This is a genomic window from Streptomyces sp. GL_148 (assembly GCF_057834205.1).
The window spans coordinates 2850133-2875549 of sequence record NZ_CM174396.1 but is presented as its reverse complement, the minus strand read 5'-3'; the positions used below and the strand labels follow the sequence as shown (position 1 = coordinate 2875549).

At 73.0% G+C, this 25417-nt stretch carries 22 protein-coding genes; 18 read left to right on the top strand and 4 right to left on the bottom strand.

Annotated features, from left to right (window positions below; genetic code table 11):
* Window positions 1-18: 18 nt before the first annotated feature.
* The 3 genes from lepA (at window position 19) to hemW (ending at window position 5403) form a co-directional block, all read left to right on the top strand.
* Window positions 19-1884, top strand: coding sequence for a translation elongation factor 4 (gene lepA / locus AC3IYI_RS13280; protein ID WP_489410377.1), 1866 nt, complete (start codon window positions 19-21; stop codon window positions 1882-1884).
* A 324-nt stretch (window positions 1885-2208) separates the two neighbouring features.
* Window positions 2209-4101: an AMP-dependent synthetase/ligase gene (locus AC3IYI_RS13275; RefSeq protein WP_489410376.1), complete on the top strand. Its 1893-nt coding sequence runs from the start codon at window positions 2209-2211 to the stop codon at window positions 4099-4101.
* Between the two features lie 69 nt (window positions 4102-4170).
* A complete protein-coding gene (hemW, locus tag AC3IYI_RS13270) occupies window positions 4171-5403 on the top strand; it encodes a radical SAM family heme chaperone HemW (protein ID WP_489410375.1) in 1233 nt (410 codons plus the stop codon).
* A gap of 316 nt (window positions 5404-5719) precedes the next feature.
* Here the strand turns inward: hemW and AC3IYI_RS13265 are convergent, their stop codons facing one another.
* Both AC3IYI_RS13265 and AC3IYI_RS13260 read right to left on the bottom strand, forming a co-directional pair.
* Window positions 5720-6517 (bottom strand): DUF3097 domain-containing protein, encoded by a 798-nt coding sequence (locus tag AC3IYI_RS13265; RefSeq protein ID WP_489410374.1) that lies wholly within the window; start codon window positions 6515-6517, stop codon window positions 5720-5722.
* 28 nt (window positions 6518-6545) lie between these two features.
* A complete protein-coding gene (locus AC3IYI_RS13260) occupies window positions 6546-7271 on the bottom strand; it encodes an MBL fold metallo-hydrolase (protein ID WP_489410373.1) in 726 nt (241 codons plus the stop codon).
* Window positions 7272-7422: 151 nt separating this feature from the next.
* Between AC3IYI_RS13260 and hrcA the strand changes: the two genes are divergently transcribed.
* The 6 genes from hrcA (at window position 7423) to AC3IYI_RS13230 (ending at window position 12952) form a co-directional block, all read left to right on the top strand.
* Window positions 7423-8439 carry a heat-inducible transcriptional repressor HrcA gene (hrcA, locus tag AC3IYI_RS13255; protein WP_489410372.1) on the top strand — a complete coding sequence of 339 codons (1017 nt, stop codon included), beginning with the start codon at window positions 7423-7425 and terminating at the stop codon, window positions 8437-8439.
* Window positions 8440-9576: a molecular chaperone DnaJ gene (gene dnaJ / locus AC3IYI_RS13250; protein ID WP_489410371.1), complete on the top strand. Its 1137-nt coding sequence runs from the start codon at window positions 8440-8442 to the stop codon at window positions 9574-9576.
* Window positions 9577-9767: 191 nt separating this feature from the next.
* Window positions 9768-10859 (top strand): nitronate monooxygenase, encoded by a 1092-nt coding sequence (locus tag AC3IYI_RS13245; RefSeq protein WP_489410370.1) that lies wholly within the window; start codon window positions 9768-9770, stop codon window positions 10857-10859.
* Complete coding sequence (locus tag AC3IYI_RS13240) at window positions 10856-11599, top strand: 16S rRNA (uracil(1498)-N(3))-methyltransferase (protein WP_489410369.1); 744 nt, start codon at window positions 10856-10858, stop codon at window positions 11597-11599. Before AC3IYI_RS13245 ends, AC3IYI_RS13240 begins: the two co-directional genes overlap by 4 nt.
* 81 nt (window positions 11600-11680) lie before the next feature.
* Complete coding sequence (locus AC3IYI_RS13235) at window positions 11681-12040, top strand: histidine triad nucleotide-binding protein (RefSeq protein ID WP_489410368.1); 360 nt, start codon at window positions 11681-11683, stop codon at window positions 12038-12040.
* Between the two features lie 3 nt (window positions 12041-12043).
* Entirely contained in the window at window positions 12044-12952 is a 909-nt protein-coding gene (locus AC3IYI_RS13230) for a ribonuclease Z (RefSeq protein ID WP_489410367.1), read from the top strand.
* A gap of 321 nt (window positions 12953-13273) precedes the next feature.
* Here AC3IYI_RS13230 and AC3IYI_RS13225 read toward each other — a convergent pair whose 3' ends face one another.
* Entirely contained in the window at window positions 13274-14668 is a 1395-nt protein-coding gene (locus tag AC3IYI_RS13225; protein WP_489410366.1) for an MFS transporter, read from the bottom strand.
* A gap of 248 nt (window positions 14669-14916) precedes the next feature.
* Here AC3IYI_RS13225 and AC3IYI_RS13220 point away from each other — a divergent pair, with 248 nt between their 5' ends.
* The 6 genes from AC3IYI_RS13220 (at window position 14917) to AC3IYI_RS13195 (ending at window position 20273) form a co-directional block, all read left to right on the top strand.
* Window positions 14917-16017 (top strand): carbohydrate kinase family protein, encoded by a 1101-nt coding sequence (locus tag AC3IYI_RS13220; protein WP_489411520.1) that lies wholly within the window; start codon window positions 14917-14919, stop codon window positions 16015-16017.
* A gap of 415 nt (window positions 16018-16432) precedes the next feature.
* Window positions 16433-17479: a PhoH family protein gene (locus AC3IYI_RS13215; RefSeq protein ID WP_489410365.1), complete on the top strand. Its 1047-nt coding sequence runs from the start codon at window positions 16433-16435 to the stop codon at window positions 17477-17479.
* A gap of 13 nt (window positions 17480-17492) precedes the next feature.
* On the top strand, window positions 17493-17990 hold the full coding sequence (gene ybeY / locus AC3IYI_RS13210) for an rRNA maturation RNase YbeY (protein WP_489410364.1): 498 nt from the start codon (window positions 17493-17495) through the stop codon (window positions 17988-17990).
* Complete coding sequence (locus AC3IYI_RS13205) at window positions 17987-19294, top strand: hemolysin family protein (protein WP_489410363.1); 1308 nt, start codon at window positions 17987-17989, stop codon at window positions 19292-19294. The genes ybeY and AC3IYI_RS13205 overlap by 4 nt, the downstream gene beginning before the upstream one ends.
* A complete protein-coding gene (locus AC3IYI_RS13200; RefSeq protein WP_489410362.1) occupies window positions 19291-19653 on the top strand; it encodes an MmcQ/YjbR family DNA-binding protein in 363 nt (120 codons plus the stop codon). Before AC3IYI_RS13205 ends, AC3IYI_RS13200 begins: the two co-directional genes overlap by 4 nt.
* A gap of 263 nt (window positions 19654-19916) precedes the next feature.
* Complete coding sequence (locus AC3IYI_RS13195) at window positions 19917-20273, top strand: cytidine deaminase (protein WP_267753294.1); 357 nt, start codon at window positions 19917-19919, stop codon at window positions 20271-20273.
* Window positions 20274-20730: 457 nt separating this feature from the next.
* On the opposite strand, the gene AC3IYI_RS13190 is transcribed toward AC3IYI_RS13195, so the two are convergent.
* The gene (locus AC3IYI_RS13190) at window positions 20731-22077 is read right to left on the bottom strand and encodes an MFS transporter (RefSeq protein WP_489410361.1); all 1347 of its coding nucleotides are present in this window, start codon (window positions 22075-22077) and stop codon (window positions 20731-20733) included.
* Between the two features lie 71 nt (window positions 22078-22148).
* Between AC3IYI_RS13190 and AC3IYI_RS13185 the strand changes: the two genes are divergently transcribed.
* The 3 genes from AC3IYI_RS13185 (at window position 22149) to AC3IYI_RS13175 (ending at window position 24760) form a co-directional block, all read left to right on the top strand.
* Window positions 22149-23189: a GlxA family transcriptional regulator gene (locus AC3IYI_RS13185; RefSeq protein ID WP_489410360.1), complete on the top strand. Its 1041-nt coding sequence runs from the start codon at window positions 22149-22151 to the stop codon at window positions 23187-23189.
* 132 nt (window positions 23190-23321) lie between these two features.
* Window positions 23322-24353, top strand: a complete 1032-nt coding sequence (locus AC3IYI_RS13180) for a hypothetical protein (protein ID WP_489410359.1) — start codon at window positions 23322-23324, stop codon at window positions 24351-24353.
* Complete coding sequence (locus tag AC3IYI_RS13175) at window positions 24329-24760, top strand: WxL domain-containing protein (protein ID WP_489410358.1); 432 nt, start codon at window positions 24329-24331, stop codon at window positions 24758-24760. Before AC3IYI_RS13180 ends, AC3IYI_RS13175 begins: the two co-directional genes overlap by 25 nt.
* Window positions 24761-25417: the final 657 nt, after the last annotated feature.

The window sequence follows — 25417 nt, the reverse complement described above, 5'->3', positions numbered from 1 at the left end:
CGAGAATCAGGACACTGCGTGCCCGCGATCCCCAGCCACGTGCCCGAGCCGAGCCGTACCGACCCGGCGCTGATCCGCAATTTCTGCATCATCGCGCACATCGACCACGGCAAGTCGACCCTTGCCGACCGGATGCTCCAGCTCACCGGTGTGGTGGACTCGCGGCAGATGCGCGCCCAGTACCTCGACCGCATGGACATCGAGCGTGAGCGCGGCATCACGATCAAGTCCCAGGCCGTCCGGCTGCCCTGGGCGCCGAACACGGGCGAGGACGAGGGCAAGACCCACATCCTCAACATGATCGACACCCCCGGGCACGTCGACTTCACCTACGAGGTCTCGCGGTCGCTGGCGGCGTGCGAGGGCACGGTCCTCCTGGTGGACGCGGCCCAGGGCATCGAGGCGCAGACCCTCGCCAACCTCTACCTGGCGATGGAGAAGGACCTGGCGATCGTCCCGGTCCTGAACAAGATCGACCTGCCGGCCGCCCAGCCGGAGAAGTTCGCCGAGGAGCTCGCGAACCTGGTCGGATGCCAGCCCGAGGACGTCCTGCGCGTCTCGGCGAAGACCGGTCTCGGCGTGGACGTGCTGCTCGACAAGATCGTCGCCACGGTCCCGGCCCCGGTCGGTCCCAAGGACGCCCCGGCCCGCGCGATGATCTTCGACTCCGTCTACGACTCGTACCGCGGTGTCGTCACGTACGTGCGTGTGGTCGACGGCCAGCTCAACAAGCGCGAGCGCATCCGGATGATGTCGACCGGCGCGACGCACGAGCTGCTGGAGATCGGCGTCTCCTCCCCGGAGATGACCCCGGCCGACGGCATCGGCGTCGGCGAGGTGGGCTACATCATCACCGGCGTGAAGGACGTCCGTCAGTCCAAGGTCGGTGACACCATCACCAGCCTGAACAACGGCGCGACCGAGGCCCTCGGGGGCTACAAGGACCCGCGTCCGATGGTCTTCTCGGGCCTGTACCCGCTCGACGGCTCGGACTACCCTGACCTGCGCGAGGCGCTGGACAAGCTCCAGCTCAACGACGCCGCGCTCGTCTACGAGCCGGAGACCTCGGCGGCGCTCGGCTTCGGCTTCCGCGTCGGCTTCCTCGGCCTGCTCCACCTGGACGTGGTGCGCGAGCGCCTGGAGCGCGAGTTCGGGCTCGATCTGATCGCCACCGCGCCGAACGTGGTCTACCGCGTCGTCATGGAGGACGGCAAGGAAGTCACCGTCACCAACCCGAGCGAGTTCCCCGAGGGCAAGATCAGGGACGTGTTCGAGCCGGTCGTACGGGCCACCCTGCTCGCGCCCTCCGAGTTCATCGGCGCGATCATGGAGCTCTGCCAGCAGCGCCGCGGCACCCTCCTGGGGATGGACTACCTCTCCGAGGACCGGGTCGAGATCCGCTACACGCTCCCGCTCGCGGAGATCGTCTTCGACTTCTTCGACCAGCTGAAGTCCAAGACGCGCGGTTACGCCTCCCTCGACTACGAGCCCACCGGCGAGCAGTCCGGCAGCCTGGTCAAGGTCGACATCCTGCTGCACGGCGACAAGGTCGACGCCTTCTCCGCCGTCTGCCACAAGGACGCCGCCTACGCCTACGGCGTGCGCCTGGTCGCCAAGCTGCGCGAGCTCATCCCGCGGCAGGCCTTCGAGATCCCGATCCAGGCGGCCGTCGGCTCCCGCGTCATCGCCCGCGAGACCATCCGCGCCATCCGCAAGGACGTCCTCGCCAAGTGCTACGGCGGTGACATCTCCCGTAAGCGGAAGCTGCTGGAGAAGCAGAAGGAAGGCAAGAAGCGCATGAAGATGGTCGGCTCCGTGGAGGTCCCGCAGGAGGCCTTCATCGCCGTCCTCTCCAGCGACGAGTCCGGCAGCAAGAAGAAGTAGCCGCCGCGACGGTCGTCGGTTTTGTGAAGCAGGCCCCCGTGCTCCGGCGCGGGGGCCTGTTTCGTCCCGGCGTGCGGGCGTGCTTCGTCCCGCCGGCGCCCGCGCGCCGTGGGGCACGGCTTCCGCTTCGTTATGAATCGGCGCCCCAAGGGCTCTTACGCGCCAGGCGGAGGGCCCCTAGTCTGATCACTGCTCGTTGGTTACTCGCCAGTTTTTCTTGGTCGGATGCGGCCAAGCCCTGACTCAGCCACCCACCCCGACTCGTCACCCCGTCAGTCCCGCCTTGTGACGAGACAGGCCTGCCGCGTGGTCCGGAGGATGTCCGTGAGCGACACACAGACCTTGATCGAGAACCGTCCGCCCACCGTGGCGACCCTGTTCCTGGAGCGTGTCGCCGCCACGCCGAACGGCGAGGCCTACCGCTATCCCGTCCCCGCCGCGGACGGGCAGGGCGGCCCCGACGACTGGAAGTCGCTCAGCTGGGGCCAGGCCGCCGAGCGCGTCTTCGCCATCGCGGCCGGGATCATCGACCTCGGGATCCAGTCGGAGCAGCGCGTCGCGCTCGCCTCCAACACCCGGGTGGAGTGGATCCTCGCCGACCTCGGCGTGATGTGCGCCGGCGGCGCCGTGACCACCATCTACCCGAGCACGAACGCCGAGGAGTCGGCGTTCATCCTCTCCGACTCCGAGAGCCGGATACTGATCGCCGAGGACGCCGCGCAGCTGGCCAAGGCCCGCGAGCGGCGCGCCGACCTGCCCCACCTCGCCCACGTGGTGGTCCTGGAGGCTGCCGACGCCGTCGCCGTCGACGGCGACCCCGAGGGGTGGGTGCTGTCCCTCGCCGACCTGGAGGCGCGCGGCCGCGAGTACCTGGCCAAGCACCCCGAGGCGGTCAAGGAGCGGATCGCGGCCATCACCGCCGGCCAGCTCGCCACGCTCATCTACACCTCCGGCACCACCGGGCGCCCCAAGGGCGTGCGGCTGCCGCACGACAACTGGTCCTACATGGCCAAGGCCACCGTCGCCACCGGCCTGATCACCAAGGACGACGTCCAGTACCTCTGGCTGCCGCTCGCGCACGTCTTCGGCAAGGTGCTCACCTCCGGCCAGATCGAGGTCGGTCACGTCACCGCCGTCGACGGCCGGATCGACAAGATCATCGAGAACCTGCCGATCGTGCAGCCGACCTACATGGCGGCCGTTCCGCGCATCTTCGAGAAGGTCTACAACGGCGTGGCCGCCAAGGCCCGGGCCGCCGGCGGAGCCAAGTACAAGATCTTCCAGTGGTCCGTCGGCGTGGCCCGCGAGTACGCCAAGGTCACCCAGGACAACTTCCGCCGCACCGGCAACGCCACCGCCCCGCTCGGCCTCTCCACCAAGCACAAGATCGCCGACGCGCTCGTCTACTCCAAGCTCCGCGAGGCCTTCGGCGGCAACCTGCGCGCCGCCGTCTCCGGCGCCTCCGCCCTCGCCCCCGACATCGGCTACTTCTTCTCCGGCGCCGGCATCCACATCCTGGAGGGCTACGGGCTCACCGAGTCCAGCGCCGCCTCCTTCGTCAACCCCGGCGAGGCCTACCGCACCGGCACCGTCGGCAAGCCGCTCCCCGGCACCGAGGTCCGCATCGCCGACGACGGCGAGGTGCTGCTGCGCGGCCCGGGCATCATGCAGGGCTACCACGGGCAGCCCGAGAAGACCGCCGAGGTGCTGGAGGCCGACGGCTGGCTGCACACGGGCGACATCGGCGAGCTCTCCGCGGACGGCTACCTGCGGATCACCGACCGCAAGAAGGACCTGATCAAGACCTCGGGCGGCAAGTACGTCGCCCCGGCGGAGATCGAGGGCCAGTTCAAGGCGCTCTGCCCCTACGTCTCCAGCATCGTCGTCCACGGGGCCGACCGGAACTTCTGCTCCGCCCTCATCGCCCTCGACGAGCCCTCCATCCTGGTGTGGGCCGCCGAGAACGGCCTGGAGGGCAAGACGTACTCGCAGGTCCTGGCCGCCTCCGAGACGAACCGGCTCATCGAGACCTACGTCCAGACCCTCAACGAGGGCCTCCAGCGCTGGCAGACGGTCAAGAAGTTCCGTCTCCTGCCGCGCGACCTCGACGTGGAGCACGGGGACCTCACGCCCAGCCTCAAGCTGAAGCGGCCGGTCGTCGAGCGCGAGTTCAAGCACCTCATCGAGGAGATGTACGAGGGCTCCCGGGAGGCGTAACGCCGGGCGCGCTCCGGGGCGCCGCGCGGGACCGTAAACGACCTTGGGGCAGTGCGGGACAATGGGCCCATGCCTTCCGCACTGCCCGACGGTGAACCCATGCCCGAAGACGGCTCGCTGCCGCTCCACGCCCTGGCGGGAGCGGGGGACCGGCCGCTCGGGTTCTACCTGCACGTTCCGTACTGCGCCACGCGCTGCGGGTACTGCGACTTCAACACCTACACGGCCACCGAGCTGCGGGGCACCGGCGGTGTGCTCGCCTCCCGGGAGAACTACGCCGACACCCTGATGGACGAGGTCCGGCTCGCGCGCAAGGTGCTCGGGGACGACCCCAGGGCCGTACGGACCGTCTTCGTGGGCGGCGGCACGCCCACGCTGCTGCCCGCCGGCGACCTCGTACGGATGCTCGCGGCGATCCGCGAGGAATTCGGGCTGGCCGAGGACGCCGAGGTCACCACCGAGGCCAACCCGGAGTCCGTGAACCCCGAGTACCTGGCGGAGCTGCGCGCGGGCGGCTTCAACCGGATCTCCTTCGGCATGCAGAGCGCGAAGCAGCACGTCCTGAAGGTGCTGGACCGTACGCACACCCCCGGGCGGCCGGAGGCCTGCGTCGCGGAGGCGCGGGCGGCGGGCTTCGAGCACGTGAACCTGGACCTGATCTACGGGACGCCGGGGGAATCGGACGAGGACTGGCGGGCTTCGCTGTCCGCGGCGCTCGGCGCCGGGCCCGATCACATCAGCGCCTACGCGCTGATCGTGGAGGAGGGCACCCAGCTCGCGCGGCGGATCCGGCGCGGCGAGGTCCCGATGACGGACGACGACGTCCACGCGGACCGGTACCTGATCCTCGACGCGGTGATGGCCGAGGCGGGGTACTCCTGGTACGAGGTCTCGAACTGGTCCACCTCCGAGGCCGGGCGGTGCCTGCACAACGAGCTGTACTGGCGCGGGGCCGACTGGTGGGGGGCCGGGCCCGGAGCGCACTCGCACGTGGGCGGGGTGCGGTGGTGGAACGTGAAGCACCCGGGCGCCTACGCCGCGGCGCTGGCCGAGGGGCGCTCGCCCGGGGCGGGGCGGGAGCTCCTCTCGGAGGAGGACCGGCGGGTCGAGCGGATCCTGCTGGAGCTTCGTCTCGTGGACGGGGTGCCGCTGTCGCTGCTCGCGGCGGCGGGGTTGGCGGCCTCTCGCAAGGCCCTCGCGGACGGGCTCCTGGAAGCCGGCCCGTACGCGGCCGGGCGGGCCGTTCTGACGCTGCGTGGCCGCCTCCTGGCCGACGCGGTGGTCCGCGACCTGGTCGACTGACCCCGTCCGGGGTGGGGGAGCCCTGCGGGGCCGTCCCCTACCCGCCCTTCCCCCATCCCCCAGACTCCGTCCGGGGGGACCCCCAGCCGGGCTCTGCCCGGACCCGTTGCCGCGCGCGGCTCCGCTGCACGGGGGCCAGCCCCCGGACCCCCGCTCCTCAAACGCCGGAGGGGCTGGAATTGGCCGGTGCGGGCTGGATGGCGCGGAGCGCCATTTCAGCCTCGCCGGCGTTCGAGGCGCGGGGTCCGGGGCGCAGCCCCGGGGAACGGTGGAAGGGCGGGTAGGGGACTTCGCCCCGCAGGGCTGTCGTGCCCGGCTATGCCGTCACGTGGTCGATCAAGTGCTCCACCGCGCCCAGGAGGGTGGGCTCCAGGTCCTTGTACGAGGTCACGCGGGACAGGATGTGCTGCCAGGCGGCTCCGGTGTTCTCCGGCCAGCCCAGGGCGCGGCAGATGCCCGTCTTCCAGTCCTGGCCGGGCGGGATCACCGGCCAGGCGCGGATGCCGAGGGCCGAGGGCTTCACCGCCTGCCAGACGTCCACGTACGGGTGTCCCACGATCAGGACGTGCGGGGAGGTCACCGAGGCGGCGATGCGGGACTCCTTGGAGCCGGGGACCAGGTGGTCCACCAGGATGCCCAGGCGGGCGTCGGCCGCGGGGGCGAAGTCGGCGACGACGGCCGGGAGGTCGTCGATGCCCTCCAGGTACTCCACCACGACGCCCTCGATCCGCAGGTCGTCGCCCCAGACCCGTTCGACCAGTTCGGCGTCGTGGCGGCCCTCCACGTAGATCCGGCCCGCCCGTGCCACCCGCGCCCGGGCCCCGGGGACGGCGATGGAGCCTGAGGCCGTACGGGCCGGGGCGGCCGGCCCCCGGGCCGGGCGGGTCAGGGTCACCACCGCGCCGTCCAGGAGGAAGGCGCGGGGTTCGAGGGGGAAGACGCGACGCTTGCCGAAGCGGTCCTCCAGGGTGACCGTGCCCGCCTCGCAGGCCACCACCGCGCCGCAGAAGTCCGTACCCGCCACCTCGACCACCAGATCGGGATCGGCCGGCACCTCCGGGACGGGCTTGGCGCGCTTCCACTGCGGGGTCAGGTCGGGGGAGTACTCACGCATCCGGCCGAGGGTAGGAGAGCGGGCCGTCTCAGGTGTCCGACACGCCGAAACGGGCCGCCAGTGTGTCGCGTTGGGCACGCACGAAGGCCGCGTCGACCACCGCTCCGTGACCCGGCACGTACAGAGCGTCGTCCCCGCCCAGGGAGAGGAGCCGGTCCAGGGCGGCCGGCCACTGCCCGGGCACCGCGTCCGGACCCGCCTGCGGCTCGCCCGATTCCTCGACCAGGTCGCCGCAGAAGACCACCTCGCGCGCTCCGGGTACGAAGGCGGCCAGATCGTGCCCGGTGTGCCCGGGCCCCACGTTCGCCAGCAGCACCTGCACCCCGCCCAGGTCGAGGGTCCACTCGCCCGACACCAGGTGCCGGGGGACCACCATGAGGTCCGCCGCCTCGGCCGCCTCGGCCGCCGGCAGGCCCTGGCGGACCGCGTCCTCGCGCAGCTCCTCACGGCCCGCCGAGAGCACGGCGTCCAGCCCGACCGGGCCGTAGACCTCCGCCCCCGCGAACGCCGCACCACCCAGTACGTGGTCGAAATGTCCGTGTGTGAATGCGAGATGGGTCACGCGCCGGCCTGCCAGCCGCTCCGCTTCGGCCCGCACCAGCGAGCCCTCCCGCAGGGAGGACCCGGGGTCGATCAGGAGGGCAGAATCCTCGCCCACCACCAGTCCCACGGTGCAGTCCCACACCGGCAGCCGCTTGCGGCCGGCCCGTTCTGTGAGCCGTTCCCAGCCCGCCTCTTCCCAACGCACGTCCATGCCGCGACGCTACCTTGACGGGCCGCCCTTGCTACCGGTGTACCACCCCGCCGTACACTGACCGGGGGATCTCTGGCACTCGAACGCTCAGAGTGCCAGTAGGCGGGGCCTGACGAAGCCGCGAACGACGGAAACGATGGAGGTGTGCGCGATGCTCAGCGAACGCAGACTCGAAGTGCTGCGCGCCATCGTCCAGGACTACGTCGGGACGGAGGAGCCGGTCGGCTCCAAGGCGCTCACCGAGCGGCACCGGCTCGGCGTCTCGCCCGCCACCGTGCGCAACGACATGGCCGTGCTGGAGGACGAGGGCTACATCGCGCAGCCCCACACCAGCGCCGGCCGGATCCCCACCGACAAGGGCTACCGCCTCTTCGTCGACAAGCTGGCGGGGGTCAAGCCGCTGTCGACGCCCGAGCGCCGGGCCATCCAGAACTTCCTCGACGGGGCCGTGGACCTCGACGACGTCGTCGGCCGTACGGTGCGGCTGCTCGCGCAGCTCACCCGGCAGGTCGCCGTCGTCCAGTACCCGTCGCTGACCCGGTCCACCGTCCGGCACGTGGAGCTGCTCTCGCTGGCCCCGGCCCGCCTGATGCTCGTCCTCATCACGGACACCGGCCGGGTCGAGCAGCGGCTCGTCGACTGCCAGACCCCCTTCGCGGACACCTCGCTGGCGGACCTGCGGGCCCGCCTCAACAGCCGTGTCGTCGGCCGCCGGTTCACCGACGTGCCGCCGCTGGTGAAGGACCTTCCGGAATCCTTCGAGAGCGATGACCGGGTGACGGTGAAGGCCGTCCTCGACACCCTTCTCGAAACGCTGGTCGAGGACGCGGAGGAGCGGCTGATGATCGGCGGCACCGCCAACCTCACCCGCTTCGGACACGATTTTCCCCTGACGATCAGGCCGGTGCTCGAAGCGCTGGAGGAGCAGGTCGTGCTCCTCAAGCTGCTGGGCGAGGCCAGTGAGTCGGGAATGGCCGTAAAGATCGGGCATGAGAACGCCTACGAGGGACTGAACTCCACGTCCGTCGTCTCGGTCGGCTACGGTTCGGGCGGCGAAGCAGTCGCCAAACTCGGCGTGGTCGGACCGACCCGCATGGACTACCCCGGAACGATGGGAGCGGTACGCGCAGTGGCACGTTACGTCGGACAGATCCTGGCGGAGTCGTAAGTGGCCACGGACTACTACGCCGTTCTCGGCGTGCGCCGCGACGCATCGCAGGACGAGATCAAGAAGGCATTCCGGCGGCTCGCGCGCGAGCTGCACCCGGATGTGAACCCCGATCCCAAGACGCAAGAGCGTTTCAAGGAGATCAACGCCGCCTACGAGGTCCTCTCGGACCCGCAGAAGAAGCAGGTCTTCGACCTCGGCGGCGACCCGCTGTCCTCCTCGGGCGGCGGCGGAGCCGGCGGCTTCGGAGCGGGTGGCTTCGGCAACTTCTCCGACATCATGGACGCCTTCTTCGGCCAGTCCTCGCAGCGCGGACCGCGCTCGCGGACCCGCCGCGGCCAGGACGCCATGATCCGCCTCGACCTGGAACTGGACGAGGCCGCCTTCGGCACGACCAAGGACATCCAGGTCGACACGGCCGTCGTCTGCACCACCTGCTCCGGCGAAGGCGCCGCCCCCGGCACCTCGGCGCAGACCTGTGACATGTGCCGCGGCCGCGGTGAGGTCTCGCAGGTCACCCGGTCCTTCCTGGGCCAGGTCATGACCTCGCGCCCCTGCCCGCAGTGCCAGGGCTTCGGCACCGTCGTCCCGACCCCGTGCCCCGAGTGCGCGGGCGACGGCCGGGTCCGCTCCCGCCGCAGCCTCACCGTCAAGATCCCGGCGGGCGTCGAGAACGGCACCCGGATCCAGCTCGCGGGCGAAGGCGAGGTCGGCCCCGGCGGCGGCCCCGCCGGCGACCTGTACGTGGAGATCCACGAGCTGCCGCACCCGACCTTCCAGCGGCGCGGGGACGACCTGCACTGCACGGTCACCATCCCGATGACCGCGGCCTCCCTGGGCACCAAGTGCCCGCTGGAGACGCTGGACGGCCTGGAGGAGATCGACATCCGGCCCGGCACGCAGTCCGGCCAGGCGATCCCCCTGCACGGCCGGGGCGTCACGCACCTGCGCGGCGGTGGCCGCGGCGACCTGATCGTCCACGTCGAGGTCACCACCCCGAGCAAGCTCGACCCGGCGCAGGAGGACCTGCTGCGCCAGCTCGCGAAGCTGCGCGGCGAGGAGCGGCCGCTCGGCCAGTTCGCGCCGGGCCAGCAAGGCCTGTTCAGCCGACTGAAGGACGCCTTCAACGGGCGCTGAGCCGCGCGCGGAGCAGCGTACGGGCAGCGTACGAGAACACCTGCGAGCCCGGTCCGGGGATGCCCCGGACCGGGCTCGCGGCATGCGGGACGGCAGGGCGGCGGCGGTATTCAGGCACCCCGGTGAAGGGGACTATGCCAGGCGAATGCCGTGATTCGGTCCCGTGAGCGGGACATGGCACGATGCAGCTCATGTCCTCCGCACCGAACGGTCTCTTCGCGTACCCGATCGTGCAGGCGCCCATGGCGGGCGGCGCGTCCTGTCCGCCGCTCGCGGCCGCCGTGTGCGAAGCGGGCGGACTGGGCTTCCTCGCCGGCGGCTACAAGACCGCCGACGGCATGTACCAGGAGATCAAGCGGCTGCGCGCGCTCACCCGCCGCCCCTTCGGCGTCAACCTCTTCCTGCCGCAGACCGGCCACGTGGACCCGGCCGCCGTGGAGGCCTACCGCGGGCACCTCGCCAGTGAGGCCTCCTGGTACGAGATCTCCCTCGCCGACGAGGACATCATCGGCACCAGCGACGACGGCTACGACGCCAAACTGGCCATTCTCATCGAAGACCCGGTACCCGTGGTCTCGTTCACCTTCGGCCTGCCCTCACCCGCGGCCTTCACCTGCCTGCGCAAGGTCGGTACGTACACGATCGCCACCGTCACCTCCGTCGAGGAGGCCCGCGCCGCGCAGGCGGCCGGCGCCGACGCCGTCTGCGTCCAGGGCATGGAGGCGGGCGGCCACCAGGGCACCCACCGCGACGACCCGCAGGGCGACGGCACGGCCGGAGTCGGCCTGCTCGCGCTCGTCGCGCAGGTGCGCGAGGCCGTGGCCCTCCCGATCATCGCGGCGGGCGGCCTGATGCGCGGCTCGCAGATCGCCGCGCTGCTCGCCGCGGGCGCGGAGGCGGCGCAGCTCGGCACGGCCTTCCTGGCCTGCCCGGAGTCCGGCGCCCACGCCCTGCACAAGAAGGCGCTGACCGACCCGCTGTTCGTCCGGACGGAGCTGACCCGGGCCTTCTCGGGGCGCCCGGCCCGCGGGCTGGTCAACCGGTTCATGCGCGAGCACGGCCCGTACGCCCCGGCCGCGTACCCGCAGGTGCACCACCTGACCGCGCCGCTGCGCAAGGCCGCCGCCGCGGCCGGGGACCCGCAGGGCATGGCCCTGTGGGCGGGCCAGGGGCACCGGCTGGCGCGGGCCCTGCCGGCCGGGGAACTGGTGGAGGTGCTTGCGGCGGAACTCGGCGCGGCACAGGACGTGTTGAAGACAATGCAGATGAGGAGTGCGTCATGACCGCCCCGGTGTTCGTGGTCGAAAAGGTTCCCGCGGGGCCGGAGTTCGTCCTGGACGGCCCCGAAGGCCGCCACGCGGTCTCCGTGAAGCGGCTGGGCCCAGGCGAGGCCCTCGTGCTGACCGACGGCCGGGGCGGCTGGGCCGAGGGCGTGGTGACGGCCGCCGAGGGCAAGGACCGCCTCGTCGTCTCCGTGTCCGGGGTCTTCGAGGAGGCGGAGCCGGCCGTCCGGATCACCGTCGTCCAGGCCCTGCCCAAGGGCGACCGGGGCGAGGTCGCCGTCGAGACCATGACGGAGACCGGCGTCGACGCGATCGTGCCCTGGCAGGCCTCGCGCTGCATCACCCAGTGGCGCGGCGACCGCGGCGCCAAATCCCTCGCGAAGTGGCGGGCCACCGCCCGGGAGTCGGGCAAGCAGTCCCGCCGGGTGCGCTTCCCCGAGGTCGCGGAGGCGCTGTCGACCAAGCAGGTCGCGGCGCTGCTCGCCGAGGCGGACCTCGCGGTGGTGCTGCACGAGGACCGGGACGCCCCCTCGGGCGCACTGGCCACCGCGGAACTGCCCGCCGCCGGCTCCATCGTCCTGGTCGTCGGACCCGAGGGCGGGGTCTCCCCGGACGAACTCGCCGCCTTCGCCGCGGCCGGGGCGCACCCGTACCGGCTGGGCCCCTCGGTGCTGCGCACCTCCACGGCGGGCACGGCGGCCGCGGCGGTCCTGCTGGCGAGGACGGGCCGCTGGTCCTGACGGGCCGCCGGTGCTGACCGATCCGGCCGCGGCGGTGGATACGATGCCGGAACCGATCACCCGTCACGAAGGGCTCAGTACATGGCCGGGGAACCGCAGGCCGACTGCCTGTTCTGCAAGATCATCGCGGGGAACATCCCCGCGACGGTGGTCCGGGAGACGGACACGACCGTCGCCTTCCGCGACATCAACCCGCAGGCGCCCACCCACATCCTCGTCATCCCGAAGGTGCACTACCCCGACGCCGCCTCCCTCGCGGCCGCGGAGCCGGGGATCGCCGCCGACGTCCTGACCGAGGCCGGACGGGTCGCCGCCGACGAGAAGATCGTCGAGCACGGCTACCGCATCGTCCTCAACACCGGCGCCGGCGCCGGCCAGACCGTCTTCCACGCCCACGCGCACGTCCTCGGCGGGCGCGGGCTCCAGTGGCCCCCCGGGTAAGACGTGTCCGTACGCGAACTCGTGGTGCTGGGCACCGCCAGCCAGGTGCCCACCCGCCACCGCAACCACAACGGCTACCTGCTGCGCTGGGACGGCGAGGGCATCCTCTTCGATCCCGGCGAGGGCACCCAGCGCCAGATGCTCCGCGCCGGGGTGGCCGCGCACGACATCAACCGGATCTGCGTCACCCACTTCCACGGGGACCACAGCCTCGGCCTCGCCGGGGTGATCCAGCGGATCAACCTCGACCGGGTCCCGCACCCCGTCACCGCCCACTACCCGGCCTCCGGGCAGAAGTTCTTCGAGCGGCTGCGGTACGCCACCGCCTACCGCGAGACCGTGCAGCTCTCCGAGGAGCCGGTGGCCGAGGACGGGATCCTGGCGCGCGGGGACGCGTACACCCTGGACGCCGTACGGCTCTCGCACCCGGTGGAGTCCTTCGGCTACCGGCTCACCGAGCCCGACGGGCGCCGGATACGGCCCGAACTGCTCGCGCTCCACGGGATCAAGGGGCCGGACGTGGGCCGGATCCAGCGCGAGGGCAGCCTCGGCGGGGTCACCCTCGACGAGGTCAGCGAGGTGCGCGCCGGACAGCGGTTCGCCTTCGTCATGGACACCCGGCTCTGCGAAGGCGTCGAGGTGCTCGCGGCGGGCTGCGACCTGCTGGTGATCGAGTCGACCTTCCTCGACGAGGACGTCCGACTGGCCACCGACCACGGGCACCTCACCGCCGGTCAGGCCGCCCGGGTGGCCCGGGACGGGGGCGTACGTCACCTCGTGCTGACGCACTTCTCACAGCGCTACGGCGACCCGTCGGAGTTCGAACGCCAGGCCCGCGCGGCCGGTTTCGAGGGTGAACTGACGATCGCCGCCGACCTCCTACGGGTTCCCGTGCCCAAGCGGGCCGGATAGCGGGCCCCGGCGGCGGGGGCGGGACGCCCGCCGCCGATGACGCCGCTCAGGGCGACCACGGCAGGGAGCAACCCTGGGCGCACGGCCCTGCGGGGCTGTCCCGTACCCGCCCTTCGCCCGTTCCCCGGGGCTCCGCCCCAGACCCCGCGCCTCAAACGCCGGTGGGGCAAAATCCAGCCCCTCCGGCGTTTGAGGAGCGGGGGTCCGGGGGCTGGCCCCCGGGAGCGGCGCCGCACCCGGCGAAGGGTCCGGGCGGAGCCCGGGGAACGGTGGAAGGGCGGGTAGGGGACCTCGCCCCGCAGGGCAGTCACCGCCGGCGGCCTAGACGCCGGTGCGGATCCGCCTGCGGGCGCGGTCCCGGCCCCGGCGGGCGGCCGCCGGGGAGAGCAGCAGCACCCGGAGCGGAGGCAGGCGCAGCGGTCGGGCGCGGAGCTGCGGCAGCTCCACGACCTCCAGCTCCTGCGCACCGACCCTCGGCACCGAGCCGGCCGGCGTCCCGGCTCCGGCGGCGAGCAAGGCCGCCGGGGCCCCGCCGCGCCGGCGCACCGAGCCGGGGGTCAGCGGGCGTCCGCCGACGTGCAGGGCGACCGCGGCCATCGGCCCGGCCACCGCCAGCAGCAGCCCCCCGAGGACCAGGCCCATGCCGGGGAAGCCCGCACCCTCGGCGAGCAGGCTCCCGGTGAGGGGCCCGCAGGCCACGCCGAGCGAGGACGCGGAACCGACCAGGACCGCCCAGCGCCCGCGCGGGTCGAGGGCGGCGGCGAGGCCGATGGCGTAGGAGAGCACGACGGGGTAGACGGCGTTCCACAGGATCTCCCCGGCCGCGAAGGAGCCCAGGTCCCGCGCGTGCGAGGCCAGCACCACGCAGCAGGCGATGACCGCCGTGCCCACGCCCACCGGGACAGCCCGCCCGAGCCGGGCCCCGAGCGCGGAGGCGGCGGTGACCCCGAGCAGCCCGGCGCCGAGCGCGGCCGCGAAGACGATCCCGAGGGTGACCTCGGACAGGCCCGCCTGCTGCGCGCCGATGCGGCCGCTGACGCCCCACAGGGCGTTCTGGGCCAGCGACCACACCATCAGGGCCCCGGCGAGCACCATCCCGGCGCGCGGGTACGGCAGCCGCCGCCCGGAGGTCCGTACGGCCCGGCCGGCGTCGTCGGCGAGGCGGGTGCGGTCGGCCCCGTCGAGGCGGCCCGTCGCCGGCCAGCACACCAGCGCGACCAGGGCGATCGCCGCGAACGGCAGCCCGTGCCCGCCGCCGAGCCGGGGCAGGGTCAGGTACAGGGCCCCGGCCGTCGCCGACACCGACAGCAGCCCCAGCGAGGAGGTCCGGTGCGGGTCGCGCTGCGCCGCGATCCCGGAGGCGGCCACGGCGGTGGCCGTCCCCGAGCCGAAGCCGCCGAGGACGGCGCCCGCGATGACGAGGGGCAGCTGCGCGCTGGCGGCCGCCGTGCCGTACCCGAGGACGGCGAGCAGCAGTCCGAGCCGGGCCAGCGGGCGCGGCCCGTGGCGCGGGATGCGGGAGGCGAGGGTGAATCCGGCGGCGGCCGAGCCGAGCAGCAGGACCGAGCCGATCAGTCCGGCCTGTGCGGGGCTCAGCGGGAGGTGCGCGTCGAGCCGGCCGACGACGGTCGGCAGCAGGTACGGGGCGACGTAGCCGGAGGTGAAGAGTGCGACGAGCGGCCAGGCGGCGGGCGGCGCGGGGGTGCGGTCGGGCACGGGTGTTCCAGGTGGTGCAGGTAGTGCGTGAGATTCCGCAAGACCGCGGGGCTCATATCTATCAAGCGGCCCGATCTTCCGAGAAGGGCGTTCAGGCGGTGATCTGCGTCACACTGTAGGCCGGGTCCCCCCGGGCGGGAGGACCCGATGGCGGAGGTGGGTTGAGCCGAGTGGGACACGTCGCTCAAGCCTGGTGAAGAAACGACCCGCCAAGATGAAGTACGTGCGCCGAACCGAACGGGGAGTACATCGTGACCAGTCGCAGCAGCCGGGACAGCCTCGACTCCGCCGTGGATCCGCTCGGGCCGCTGCGCGACCCCCAAGAACCGGGCTGCGACGTCTTCCTGACGGGCACGGTCTTCCTCGACATCATCCTCACCGGCCTCGACTCGGCCCCCGTGCGCGGCACGGAGTCCTGGGCCCGCGGCATGGGGTCCAGCCCCGGCGGCGTCGCCAACATGGCCACCGCCCTCGCCCGGCTCGGCCTGCGCACCTCCCTGGCCGCCGCCTTCGGGGACGACCACTACGGGGAGTACTGCTGGGACGCTCTCGAACAGGGCGAGGGCATCGACCTGTCGATGTCACGGACCGTGCCCGGCTGGCACAGCCCCGTCACGGTCTCGATGGCGTACGAGGGCGAGCGCACGATGGTCTCCCACGGCCACGAGGCCCCGCCCCCGGCGGGCCCCGGACCGTTTCCCCAGTGCCCGCCCCGCGCCCGCGCGGCCGTGGCGTCGCTCGGCCCGGGCCGCGGCGAGGCCTGGGTCGCCGAGGCGGCCCGGCGCGGGGCCCGCGTCTTCGCCGACGTCGGCTGGGACGACAGCGGGCGCTGGGACCTGGGGGCGCTGGCCGACCTGGAGCACTGCGAGGCCTTCCTGCCCAACGCGGGGGAGGCGATGGCCTACACGCGCACCGACTGCCCGCGCGCGGCGGCCCGGGCGCTGGCCGAGAAGGTGCCGATCGCGGTGGTGACGATGGGCTCCGAGGGCTCGTACGCGGTGGACGGGCGGACCGGGGAGACGGCCGAGGTCCCCGCGATCCAGGTCGAGGCCCTGGATCCGACCGGGGCGGGTGACGTGTACGTGGCGGGCTTCCTGACCGGCACCCTCGCGGAGTGGCCGCTTGCGGACCGGCTCGCCTTCGCGGGCCTGACGGCCGCCCTGTCGGTGCAGGAGTTCGGCGGCTCCCTCTCGGCCCCCGGCTGGCCGGAGGTGGCCCACTGGTGGCGCACCGCCCCGGAGGCCCTGCGCGGGCGGTACGGCTTCCTGGACGACCTCGTTCCGCGGGCCGCCGCCCCGGCCAGCCGCCGCCGGGCGGTCCCCACGATCGGCTTCCGCCAGTCGGCGTAGGCCTGGCCGGCCGGGGAACGGGGGCATGCAGGGCCGCGCCCCCGGCCCCGGAGCCCGCGTCCCGGACGGTCCGGGCCCTCGCCCCCCCCAGCGGTCTGGCCCCCGGGCGGTCCGGCCGGGGGCGGCGCCGTTCCCGGGGCCGGCCCCCGGACCCCCGCTCCTCGAACGCCGGAGGGGCTGATGTCGGTCGGCGCGGCCCGCAGTGCCTGCCGGGGACCGGGCCGCGCGCCTGCCGGGCCGGGCCCTGGCCGCCCCGGATGGGCCGGGCTTTCGGACCGCCCGAGCGGGGCCCCGTACGGGACCCCGTAAAACCCCTCGGGGGATGGCGGGGTGGCGTCGTAGGCTTGGAAGTCCGGAGGCCGTCGATCGGCGCGGCCCCTCAGTGGGAGGTATGCGCAGGCCACAGTGCCGGCCCATGACTCAGACACCGACAGCCCAGACCCCGACGCCGGGACAGGCGCGAGCCCACTTCACCGTCCCGGCCACCCACCCGATGGTGTCCGTCCTCGGCTCGGGCGACGCCCTTTTGCGCGTGATCGAGAAGGCCTTCCCGAAGGCCGACATCCATGTTCGGGGAAATCAGGTCAGCGCGATCGGCGCGGCGGCGGAAGTCGCTCTGATCCAGCGCCTGTTCGACGAGATGATGCTGGTGCTCCGCACCGGGCAGCCGATGACGGAGGACGCAGTGGAACGCTCGATCGCCATGCTCAGGGCGAACGGCACCGGTGGCGGTGACACGGAGACCCCCGCCGAGGTGCTCACCCAGAACATCCTCTCCAGCCGCGGCCGCACCATCCGCCCCAAGACCCTGAACCAGAAGCGGTACGTCGACGCGATCGACAAGCACACGATCGTCTTCGGCATCGGCCCCGCCGGTACCGGCAAGACCTACCTGGCCATGGCCAAGGCGGTCCAGGCCCTGCAGTCCAAGCAGGTCAGCAGGATCATCCTGACCCGCCCCGCGGTGGAGGCCGGCGAACGCCTCGGCTTCCTCCCCGGCACCCTCTTCGACAAGATCGACCCGTACCTGCGGCCGCTCTACGACGCCCTGCACGACATGATCGACCCGGACTCGATCCCGCGGCTGATGGCGGCGGGCACGATCGAGGTGGCGCCGCTGGCTTATATGAGGGGTCGCACCCTTAATGAGGCATTTGTCGTCCTCGACGAGGCGCAGAACACCACCCCCGAGCAGATGAAGATGTTCCTGACCCGGCTCGGGTTCGACTCGAAGATCGTCGTCACCGGTGACGTGACCCAGGTCGACCTGCCGGGCGGCGCCAAGAGCGGTCTGCGGCAGGTGCAGGACATCCTCGAAGGCGTTCCGGACATCGCCTTCTCGCGGCTCACGTCCGAGGATGTCGTCCGGCACAAGCTGGTCGGCCGTATCGTCGACGCGTACGAGAAGTACGACGACAGCCAGGACGCGAAGCAGTCGCGGAACGGCTTCCAGCGGAAGTAGAAATCAGCGCACCATGTCGATCGACGTCAACAACGAGTCCGGAACCGAGGTCGACGAGCGGGCGATCCTCGACATCGCCCGCTACGCGCTCGCCCGGATGCGGATCCACCCGCTCTCGGAGCTCTCCATCATCGTCGTCGATGAGGACGCGATGGAGCAGCTCCACATCCAGTGGATGGATCTGCCCGGACCCACCGACGTCATGTCCTTCCCGATGGACGAGCTGCGTCCGCCGAAGAAGGACGAGGAGGAGCCCCCGCAGGGGCTCCTCGGTGACATCGTGCTCTGCCCCGAAGTCGCCAAGAAGCAGGGCGAGGACGCGCCGACGCAGCACTCCATGGACGAGGAGCTCCAACTCCTGACCGTCCACGGGGTGCTGCACCTGCTCGGGTACGACCACGAGGAGCCGGACGAGAAGGCCGAGATGTTCGGCCTCCAGGCGGCCATCGTGGACGGCTGGCGCGGCGAGAACGGCGTGACCGGCCCGTCCCCGGCGCCGACCGTCTCATGACCGGTGGCCTCCAGCTGATCACCGGGGCCGTCCTGCTGGTCGTGGTGGCCTGGTTCGCCGCGTGCGCGGAGTCCGGGATCGCCCGGATCTCCGCCTTCCGCGCCGAGCAGGCCGTACGGGAGGGCCGGCGCGGCAGCGCGAAGCTGGCCCAGGTCGCCGGCGACCCCACCCGCTACGTCAATGTCGCGCTGCTGGTCCGGGTCACCTGCGAGATGGCGGCGGGCGTGCTCGTCACGTACGTCTGCCTCGACGAATTCGGGGAGAACTGGACCGCGCTGCTCGTGGCCATCGCCGTGATGGTGCTCGTTTCCTACGTGGCGGTCGGCGTGTCTCCGCGCACCATCGGCCGCCAGCATCCGCTGAACACGGCGACGGCGGCGTCCTACGTCCTCGTACCGCTCGCCCGGATCATGGGGCCCATCCCGCAGCTGCTGATCCTCCTCGGCAACGCGCTCACGCCCGGGAAGGGCTTCCGCAAGGGGCCCTTCGCCTCCGAGGCGGAGCTGCGCGCGATGGTCGACCTGGCGGAGAAGGAATCGCTGATCGAGGACGACGAGCGCCGCATGGTGCACCAGGTCTTCGAGCTGGGCGACACGCTCGTGCGCGAGGTCATGGTGCCGCGCACCGACCTGGTCTGCATCGAGCGGTACAAGACGGTCCGTCAGGCGACCACGCTCGCGCTGCGGTCCGGCTTCTCGCGGATCCCGGTGACCGGGGAGAACGAGGACGACATCGTCGGCATCGTGTACCTGAAGGACCTGGTCCGCAAGACGCACATCAGCCGGGACGCGGAGAGCGACCTCGTCTCCACGGCGATAAGGCCCGCGGTGTTCGTGCCGGACACCAAGAACGCGGGCGACCTGCTGCGCGAGATGCAGTCGGTACGCAACCACGTGGCGGTCGTCATCGACGAGTACGGCGGCACCGCCGGCATCGTCACCATCGAGGACATCCTGGAGGAGATCGTCGGCGAGATCACCGACGAGTACGACCGGGAGATCGCGCCCGTGGAGGACCTGGGCGAGGACCGCTACCGGGTCACCGCGCGGCTGGACATCACCGACCTCGGCGAACTGTTCAAGGTGGACTCCTTCGACGACGAGGACGTGGAGACGGTCGGCGGACTGCTCGCCAAGGCGCTCGGCCGGGTGCCGATCGCCGGCGCCTCGGCGATGGTGGACCTGCCGGACGGGCGGCCGCTGCGGCTGACGGCGGAGTCCCCGGCGGGACGGCGGAACAAGATCGTGACCGTGCTGGTGGAGCCGGTGGCTCCGGCGGACGGCCAGGACGGGGAGACGGAGTGACACCGGCGGAGCTGCGCGACTTCTGCCTGGGGTTCAACGCGGCGGTGGAGGAGTTCCCCTTCACCCCGGAGACCTCGGTGTTCAAGGTGCTGGGGAAGATGTTCGCGCTGAGCGCGCTGGACGCCGACCCGCTGAAGGTCAACCTCAAGTGCGACCCGGAGCAGGCGGTGGCGCTGCGGGCGGAGCACGAGGCGGTCGTGCCGGGCTGGCACATGAACAAGCGGCACTGGAACACGGTGACCGCGGGCGGGCCGGGGGCGCTGCCCGACGCGCTGGTCCGGGAGCTGGTCGAGGACTCGTACGACCTGGTGGTCGCGGGCCTGCCGAGAGCGGAGCGGCTGCGACTCGACCGGCCGTAGCGGCCGTAGCAGCCGTAGCGGCCCTGGCGGATGGTTCCCGGCGTTCCCGGTGTTCCCGGCGCTCCCGGCGTTCCCTTCCGTGGAATCCGGGAGGGGTCCAAAGTCATCGATCACGGGACCTTCGGGGCCGTGGATCCGCTTACGCAGCGCTTAGTTTTGTCCCTGCGCCACCAAGATCCCGGGGGGACACCGGGGGTGGAGGGGAGAGCGCGTCTGCGGGGTCGTCGTGCGGCCCCGCCGACGCGCTCCATATGCTTCGGGCTATGACCGACAGCACCGGGATCGACCCCGAAGACACCAAGATCATCACGTTGGCGCGCAGCGCCCGGGCCCGCAACGGCGTGCCCGAGGGGGCGGCGGTCCGGGACGAGACCGGCCGTACGTACGTCGCCGGAACCGTGGCGCTGGACTCCCTGAAGCTGAGCGCGCTCCAGACGGCCGTCGCGATGGCCGTGGCCAGCGGCGCCCAGTCCCTGGAGGCGGCTGCCGTCGTCAGTGCTGCGCAGGCACCCTCCGACGCCGACCGCGCGGCGGTCCGTGACCTCGGCGGCCCGGACACCCCGGTCCTCCTGGCGGGCCCGGACGGCACCCTGAAGTCGACCACTCCGGCCGGCGCCTAGCCCCTGCCGGGGGCGGGGCGGGGTAGGTCCGGTTGCGACCCGGCGGCCCGCCTCTCGCCCGGCCTGCGGGCACCGGCTCCGCTCCGCAGGAGGTCCGCCGTCCACGGCGTCGCGGAGTAACCGGCGGAGCCGGGGGCAGCCGCTGGGCGGGGCTGTCCCCTACCCGCCCTTCCCCCGTTCCCTGGGCTCCGCCCCCGAACCCGCGCCTCAAGCGCCGGCGGGGCTGAAATTGCCCCTGCGGGGCAATGCAGCCGCGCCGAGTCACATGCTCCGCAGCCTGCACGTGGCTGCGCGCACGTGCAGGCTGACGCCGGGCAGAATCCAGCCCCGCCGGCGATTGAGGCGATCTTTCAGCCCCGCCGGCGTTTGAGGCGCAGGGATCCGGGGGCTGGCCCCGGCAGCGGCGCCGCGCCCGGCAACCGTTGCGCCGGAGACCCCGGGCGGGCCGTCGGGCCGGTCAGGCCGGGGCGGACTCCGCCGCGGCGGTCCGGCGGCGGATGACCATCGCCATCAGGGCGGCCATGGCGCACAGGGCGCCCGAGGCGTACCAGACCGGGTCGTACGAGCCGAAGGCGTCGCGGGCCAGGCCGCCGAGGAAGGCCACCAGCGCCGCGCCGATCTGGTGCGAGGCCAGGACCCAGCCGAAGACGATGGCGCCGTCCTCTCCGTAGTGCTCGCGGCACAGCGCGATCGTCGGCGGGACCGTCGCGACCCAGTCCAGGCCGTAGAAGACGATGAAGAACACCATCGGCGGGTGCACGGTCGGGGCCAGCAGCATCGGGAGGAAGAGCAGCGAGATCCCGCGCAGGGCGTAGTAGACGGCGAGGAGGCGGCGGGATTCGAAGCGGTCCGTCAGCCAGCCGGAGAACACCGTGCCGACGATGTCGAACACGCCGATCACGGCGAGGAGTCCGGCCGCCGCCGTCACCGGCATGCCGTGGTCGTGGGCCGACGGGACGAAGTGGGTCTTCACCAGCCCGTTGGTCGAGGCCCCGCAGATCGCGAAGGTGCCCGCCAGCAGCCAGAAGGGGCCGGTCCGGGCCGCCTTGGCCAGGACGGACAGGGCCCGGCGGGCGGCGCCGGGGACGGGTGCGGGCTTGGGCGTGTACGTGCCCCCGTACGGGGTGGTCCCGATGTCCGCCGGGTGGTCGCGCAGCAGCAGCCAGACGAAGGGCACGACGGCCAGGGCCGCCAGCGAGACGGTGACCGCCGCCGGGCGCCAGCCGTGGTTCTCGACCAGCCAGGCCAGCAGCGGCAGGAAGATCAGCTGTCCGGAGGCCCCGGCGGCGGTCAGGATGCCGGTGACCAGGCCGCGCCGGGCGGTGAACCAGCGGTTGGTCACCGTCGCGGCGAAGGCCAGGGCCATCGAGCCGCTGCCCAGGCCGACCAGGACGCCCCAGTGCAGGATCAGTTGCCAGGAGGTGGTCATCCACACCGTGGCCACGGAGCCGCCGGCTATGACGGTCAGCGCGAGGGCGACGACCCTGCGGATGCCGAAGCGGTCCATCAGCGCGGCGGCGAACGGCGCGGTGATCCCGTACAGCGCGAGGTTCACGGAGACGGCGAGGCCGATCGTGCCGCGCGACCAGTCGAACTCCTCGTGCAGCGGCTCGATGAGCAGCCCGGGGAGCGAGGCGAAGCCGGCGGCGCCGATGATCGTCACGAAGGCGACGGCCGCGACGAACCAGGCGCGGTGGACGCGGTGCGGCCGCCGGGGCGGCACGGGCGCGTCGGCGGGGGAGCCGGTCCCGGAGGCGGGCGTCGGTGCGGGGGAGGGGCCGGGGCCCGGGTCTGTCTGCGTCACGTCGACAGTTTCCGGCCGCCGGGGACCCGTACGACAGTGGCCTGACCGACACCCTTCGATATGATCGGGCCATGGAGACTCGCGCGCACCGTGGCCACCGTGTTGTCGTACTCGCCCTCTCCGGCCTGCTGCCCTTCGAGCTCGGGATCCCGCACCGGATCTTCGGGCGGGCGAAGGATTCCGCAGGGCGGCTGCTGTACGAGATCCTCACCTGCGGGCTCGCCCCCGGCCGGGTCCTCACGGACGCCGACTTCGACATCCACGTCGAGCACGGTCCCGAACTGCTGGCCACGGCCGACACGGTGGTCGTCCCCGCCTCCTACGAGCTGGGCCCGGTCCACGACGAGGGCCGGCTCACCCCCGAACTGGCCGCCGCCCTCGCGCACATCAGGCCCGGCACCCGGCTCGTCTCCATCTGTACGGGCGGCTACGTGCTGGCCGCCGCCGGGTACCTGGACGGCCGCCGGGCCACCACCCACTGGTCCGCCGCCGAGCACTTCCAGCAGATGTTCCCGGCCGTCCTGGTCGACCCGGGCGTGCTCTACACCGACGACGGGGACGTGCTCACCTCCGCCGGAGTCGCCGCCGGGATCGACCTGTGCCTGCACATCGTGCGCCGCGACCACGGCGCGGCCGTCGCCAACGACGTGGCCCGGCGCACCGTCGTACCGCCGCACCGCGAGGGCGGGCAGGCCCAGTTCATCGAGCGCCCGGTGCCGCAGTCGCAGCGGCCGGCCACCACCGCGGCCCGCGCCTGGGTACTGGACCGGCTGCACGAACCGCTGCGGCTGACCGACCTGGCCCGGCAGGAGGCGATGTCCGTACGGACCTTCACGCGCAGGTTCCGCGAGGAGTCGGGGCTCAGCCCGGGCGAATGGATCGTCGGGCAGCGGGTGGAGCGGGCCCGCGCGCTGCTCGAGCAGACCGACCTGCCGATGGAACACGTGGCCCGGGAGGCGGGCTTCGGGACCGCGCAGTCCCTGCGCAAACACGTGCAGGCGGCGCTCGGCGTGAGCCCGACGGCCTACCGGCGGACCTTCCGGGCCGCCGCACCGGGCGCCACCCTGCCATCTCCTGATGGGACATCAGTTGTTGCCGGGTCCGTGCATTGACTTATCCCCCCGCCCGCTCGTGAATGGCCCCCTGGCGGGGTACGGGATCCCAGGGGGCGGTCAGTGCGGACTTCGGCGAGAACGGCGGCGCGGACTACGGCGCGGCACAGAGGGTGGTCGGCTGCCGTCGGCATGGCGGTCCTCGCCGCCGCGACCGGGGGCGCGCTGAGCGCTCCCGCCGCCGCGGAGGGGGAGACGCCTTCCGGGCAGGTCGAGTTCCCCACGCACTGCCTGCCGCCGCAGGAAGCCGGCCTGCCACCGGCCGACGGGCCCACCACCGCCCGGATCACCGTCGACGACTCCACGCCGCGCGTGGGCGACACCGTCACCGTCACCTACCAGGTGACCCGGACCCCCGCCGTGAACCCGCTCTCCGTCGCCCTGCCCGCCGACGTCCTCACCCCGACCGGGCGGATCGTGCTCGGAGGCGTGCAGCAGGGCGAGGTCACGGTCGTCGGGGCCAAGCGCAACGATCCCGTCGAGGCGGGCGGCGCGCTGCCCGCCGTCACCATGACCGGCACCTTCACCGTCACGGCTCCCGGTGAGATCACCCTGGCCCCGGGCGGCTACACCCTGCACACCGGCCACCTGCTCGAACTGGACACCGTCTGCGCCGCCGCCTCCGGGAGCGTGCCGCCGGGGCCGGGGCCGGGGCCGTCCGCGGAGCCCTCCGCGTCCGCTTCGGGCTCCGCTGCGCCGTCCCCGTTGCCGTCCCCGTCCCTGCCGCCCGCGTCCCCGGCCCCGTCCTCGTCGGCGTCCCCCTCCCCGGCCGGGCCGCCGGTCGCACAGCGGATCACCGCGAGCCCGCTGCCGACGGCCAACCTGCGCGCCGTCGCGCTCGCCACCGCCGCGGGAGCCCCGGGGGCCAGGGTCAAGGTCACCGGAGCCGGCTTCGTCCCCGGCGCGGAGGTCACCGTGGCCGGCCGGGCGGGCACGGCGGAGACCGCCGACCGGGTCACGGCGAAGGCCGACGATCTGGGCGTGGTCCTCGCGGAGCTGCCGGTCACGGACCGGGCGACCACCGCCGTCGTGGCGTACGAGGGCGAGGCGTGGACTCCGGAGCGGGGCTCCGGCCCGTCGGCGTACACGGTGATCGCCGCCGCCCGCCGCCGCCGGGCAGCCAGACGATCACGGCGGTCGTGGCGCCGGGCGAGCTCGGCATGACCCAGGAGGGCGACGCCGTGACCCTGGCCGCCGTCCCGTACGGGGACGGCGGAGCGGCGGCCGGACGGATCGGCACAGTTACCGTCAAGGACGCCCGCGGCGGGCCGGCCGGGTGGTCCCTGATCGGTAAGGTCACCGATTTCACCGGCTCCGGCGGGGTCCGCATCCCCGGCGCCTCCCTGAACTGGACCCCGACGTGCGCGGCGGCGCCCGGCAGCCCCAGCGCGTGCACGCCGGGCAGTGCGGGCACCGTCGGGCCGGACGGGGCGGTCCTGGCCTCCACGGGTGACGCCGCGCTCGTCGGCGGCACCTTCACCGTCGACGCGGCCGTCACCCTCCAGGTGCCCCCGTACACCGCGCCGGGCGCCTACACGGCGGTGCTGACGCTGACGCTGACGTTGTCGTGACCGGCCCCGGCCTCCCCGCCGCCCCTGTGCCGCTGCGCGGGGCCGTCTCCCCGCCCCGCCCTTCCTCCGTTCCCCGGGCCGGCCCGGATCCCGGTCCTCAAGCGCCGGACGGGCTGAAAGGCCCTGGGGCTCCGCCCCAGACCCCGCTCCTCAAACGCCGGAGGGGCTGGATTCTGGCCGGCGTCGGCTCGCACGTGCGGGCAGTTCCAGCCCCTCCGGCGCCGCACCCGGAAACGGGTCCGGGGCGCAGCCCCGGGGAACGGGGGAGGGGCGGGGCGGGGAGAGAAACCCTCCGGGACCGCCCCGCGCGGGCACGGCGGCTCCTCGCCGCAGCCGTGTCAGCGGCACCGGTCACGCGGGCACGGCGGCGCCTGGCCGGGTCGACGACCGCAGCTGTGCTCGTCGGGCTCGGCATCCTTCTGATCGGCGGGGCCGGACCCGCCGCCGCCGCGGACAACGGGCAGTGGTCCGTCCTGCCCGCCGCCAACACGCTCGGGCAGCGCCCGTACTTCTACCTCGCCGCCGCCCCCGGCCAGGCCGTCACCGACTCCGTCACCATCGCCAACCGCACCGACCGGCCCCGCACCTTCCGCCTCTACGCCGCCGACGCCTACAACACCGCCCGCGACGGCGGCTTCGCGCTGCGCGGGCCCGAGG

Excerpts from the sequence above, each read along its gene's own strand:
- hrcA (WP_489410372.1), top strand. The coding sequence starts at position 7,423 with ATGCTCAGCGAACGCAGACTCGAAGTGCTGCGCGCCATCGTCCAGGAC.
- AC3IYI_RS13265 (WP_489410374.1), bottom strand. The coding sequence starts at position 6,517 with ATGCGTGAGTACTCCCCCGACCTGACCCCGCAGTGGAAGCGCGCCAAG.
- hemW (WP_489410375.1), top strand. The coding sequence starts at position 4,171 with ATGCCTTCCGCACTGCCCGACGGTGAACCCATGCCCGAAGACGGCTCG.
- AC3IYI_RS13235 (WP_489410368.1), top strand. The coding sequence starts at position 11,681 with ATGGCCGGGGAACCGCAGGCCGACTGCCTGTTCTGCAAGATCATCGCG.
- AC3IYI_RS13245 (WP_489410370.1), top strand. The coding sequence starts at position 9,768 with ATGTCCTCCGCACCGAACGGTCTCTTCGCGTACCCGATCGTGCAGGCG.
- AC3IYI_RS13185 (WP_489410360.1), top strand. The coding sequence starts at position 22,149 with ATGGAGACTCGCGCGCACCGTGGCCACCGTGTTGTCGTACTCGCCCTC.
- AC3IYI_RS13260 (WP_489410373.1), bottom strand. The coding sequence starts at position 7,271 with ATGGACGTGCGTTGGGAAGAGGCGGGCTGGGAACGGCTCACAGAACGG.
- AC3IYI_RS13180 (WP_489410359.1), top strand. The coding sequence starts at position 23,322 with ATGGCGGTCCTCGCCGCCGCGACCGGGGGCGCGCTGAGCGCTCCCGCC.
- AC3IYI_RS13215 (WP_489410365.1), top strand. The coding sequence starts at position 16,433 with ATGACTCAGACACCGACAGCCCAGACCCCGACGCCGGGACAGGCGCGA.
- AC3IYI_RS13240 (WP_489410369.1), top strand. The coding sequence starts at position 10,856 with ATGACCGCCCCGGTGTTCGTGGTCGAAAAGGTTCCCGCGGGGCCGGAG.
- AC3IYI_RS13205 (WP_489410363.1), top strand. The coding sequence starts at position 17,987 with ATGACCGGTGGCCTCCAGCTGATCACCGGGGCCGTCCTGCTGGTCGTG.
- ybeY (WP_489410364.1), top strand. The coding sequence starts at position 17,493 with ATGTCGATCGACGTCAACAACGAGTCCGGAACCGAGGTCGACGAGCGG.
- AC3IYI_RS13195 (WP_267753294.1), top strand. The coding sequence starts at position 19,917 with ATGACCGACAGCACCGGGATCGACCCCGAAGACACCAAGATCATCACG.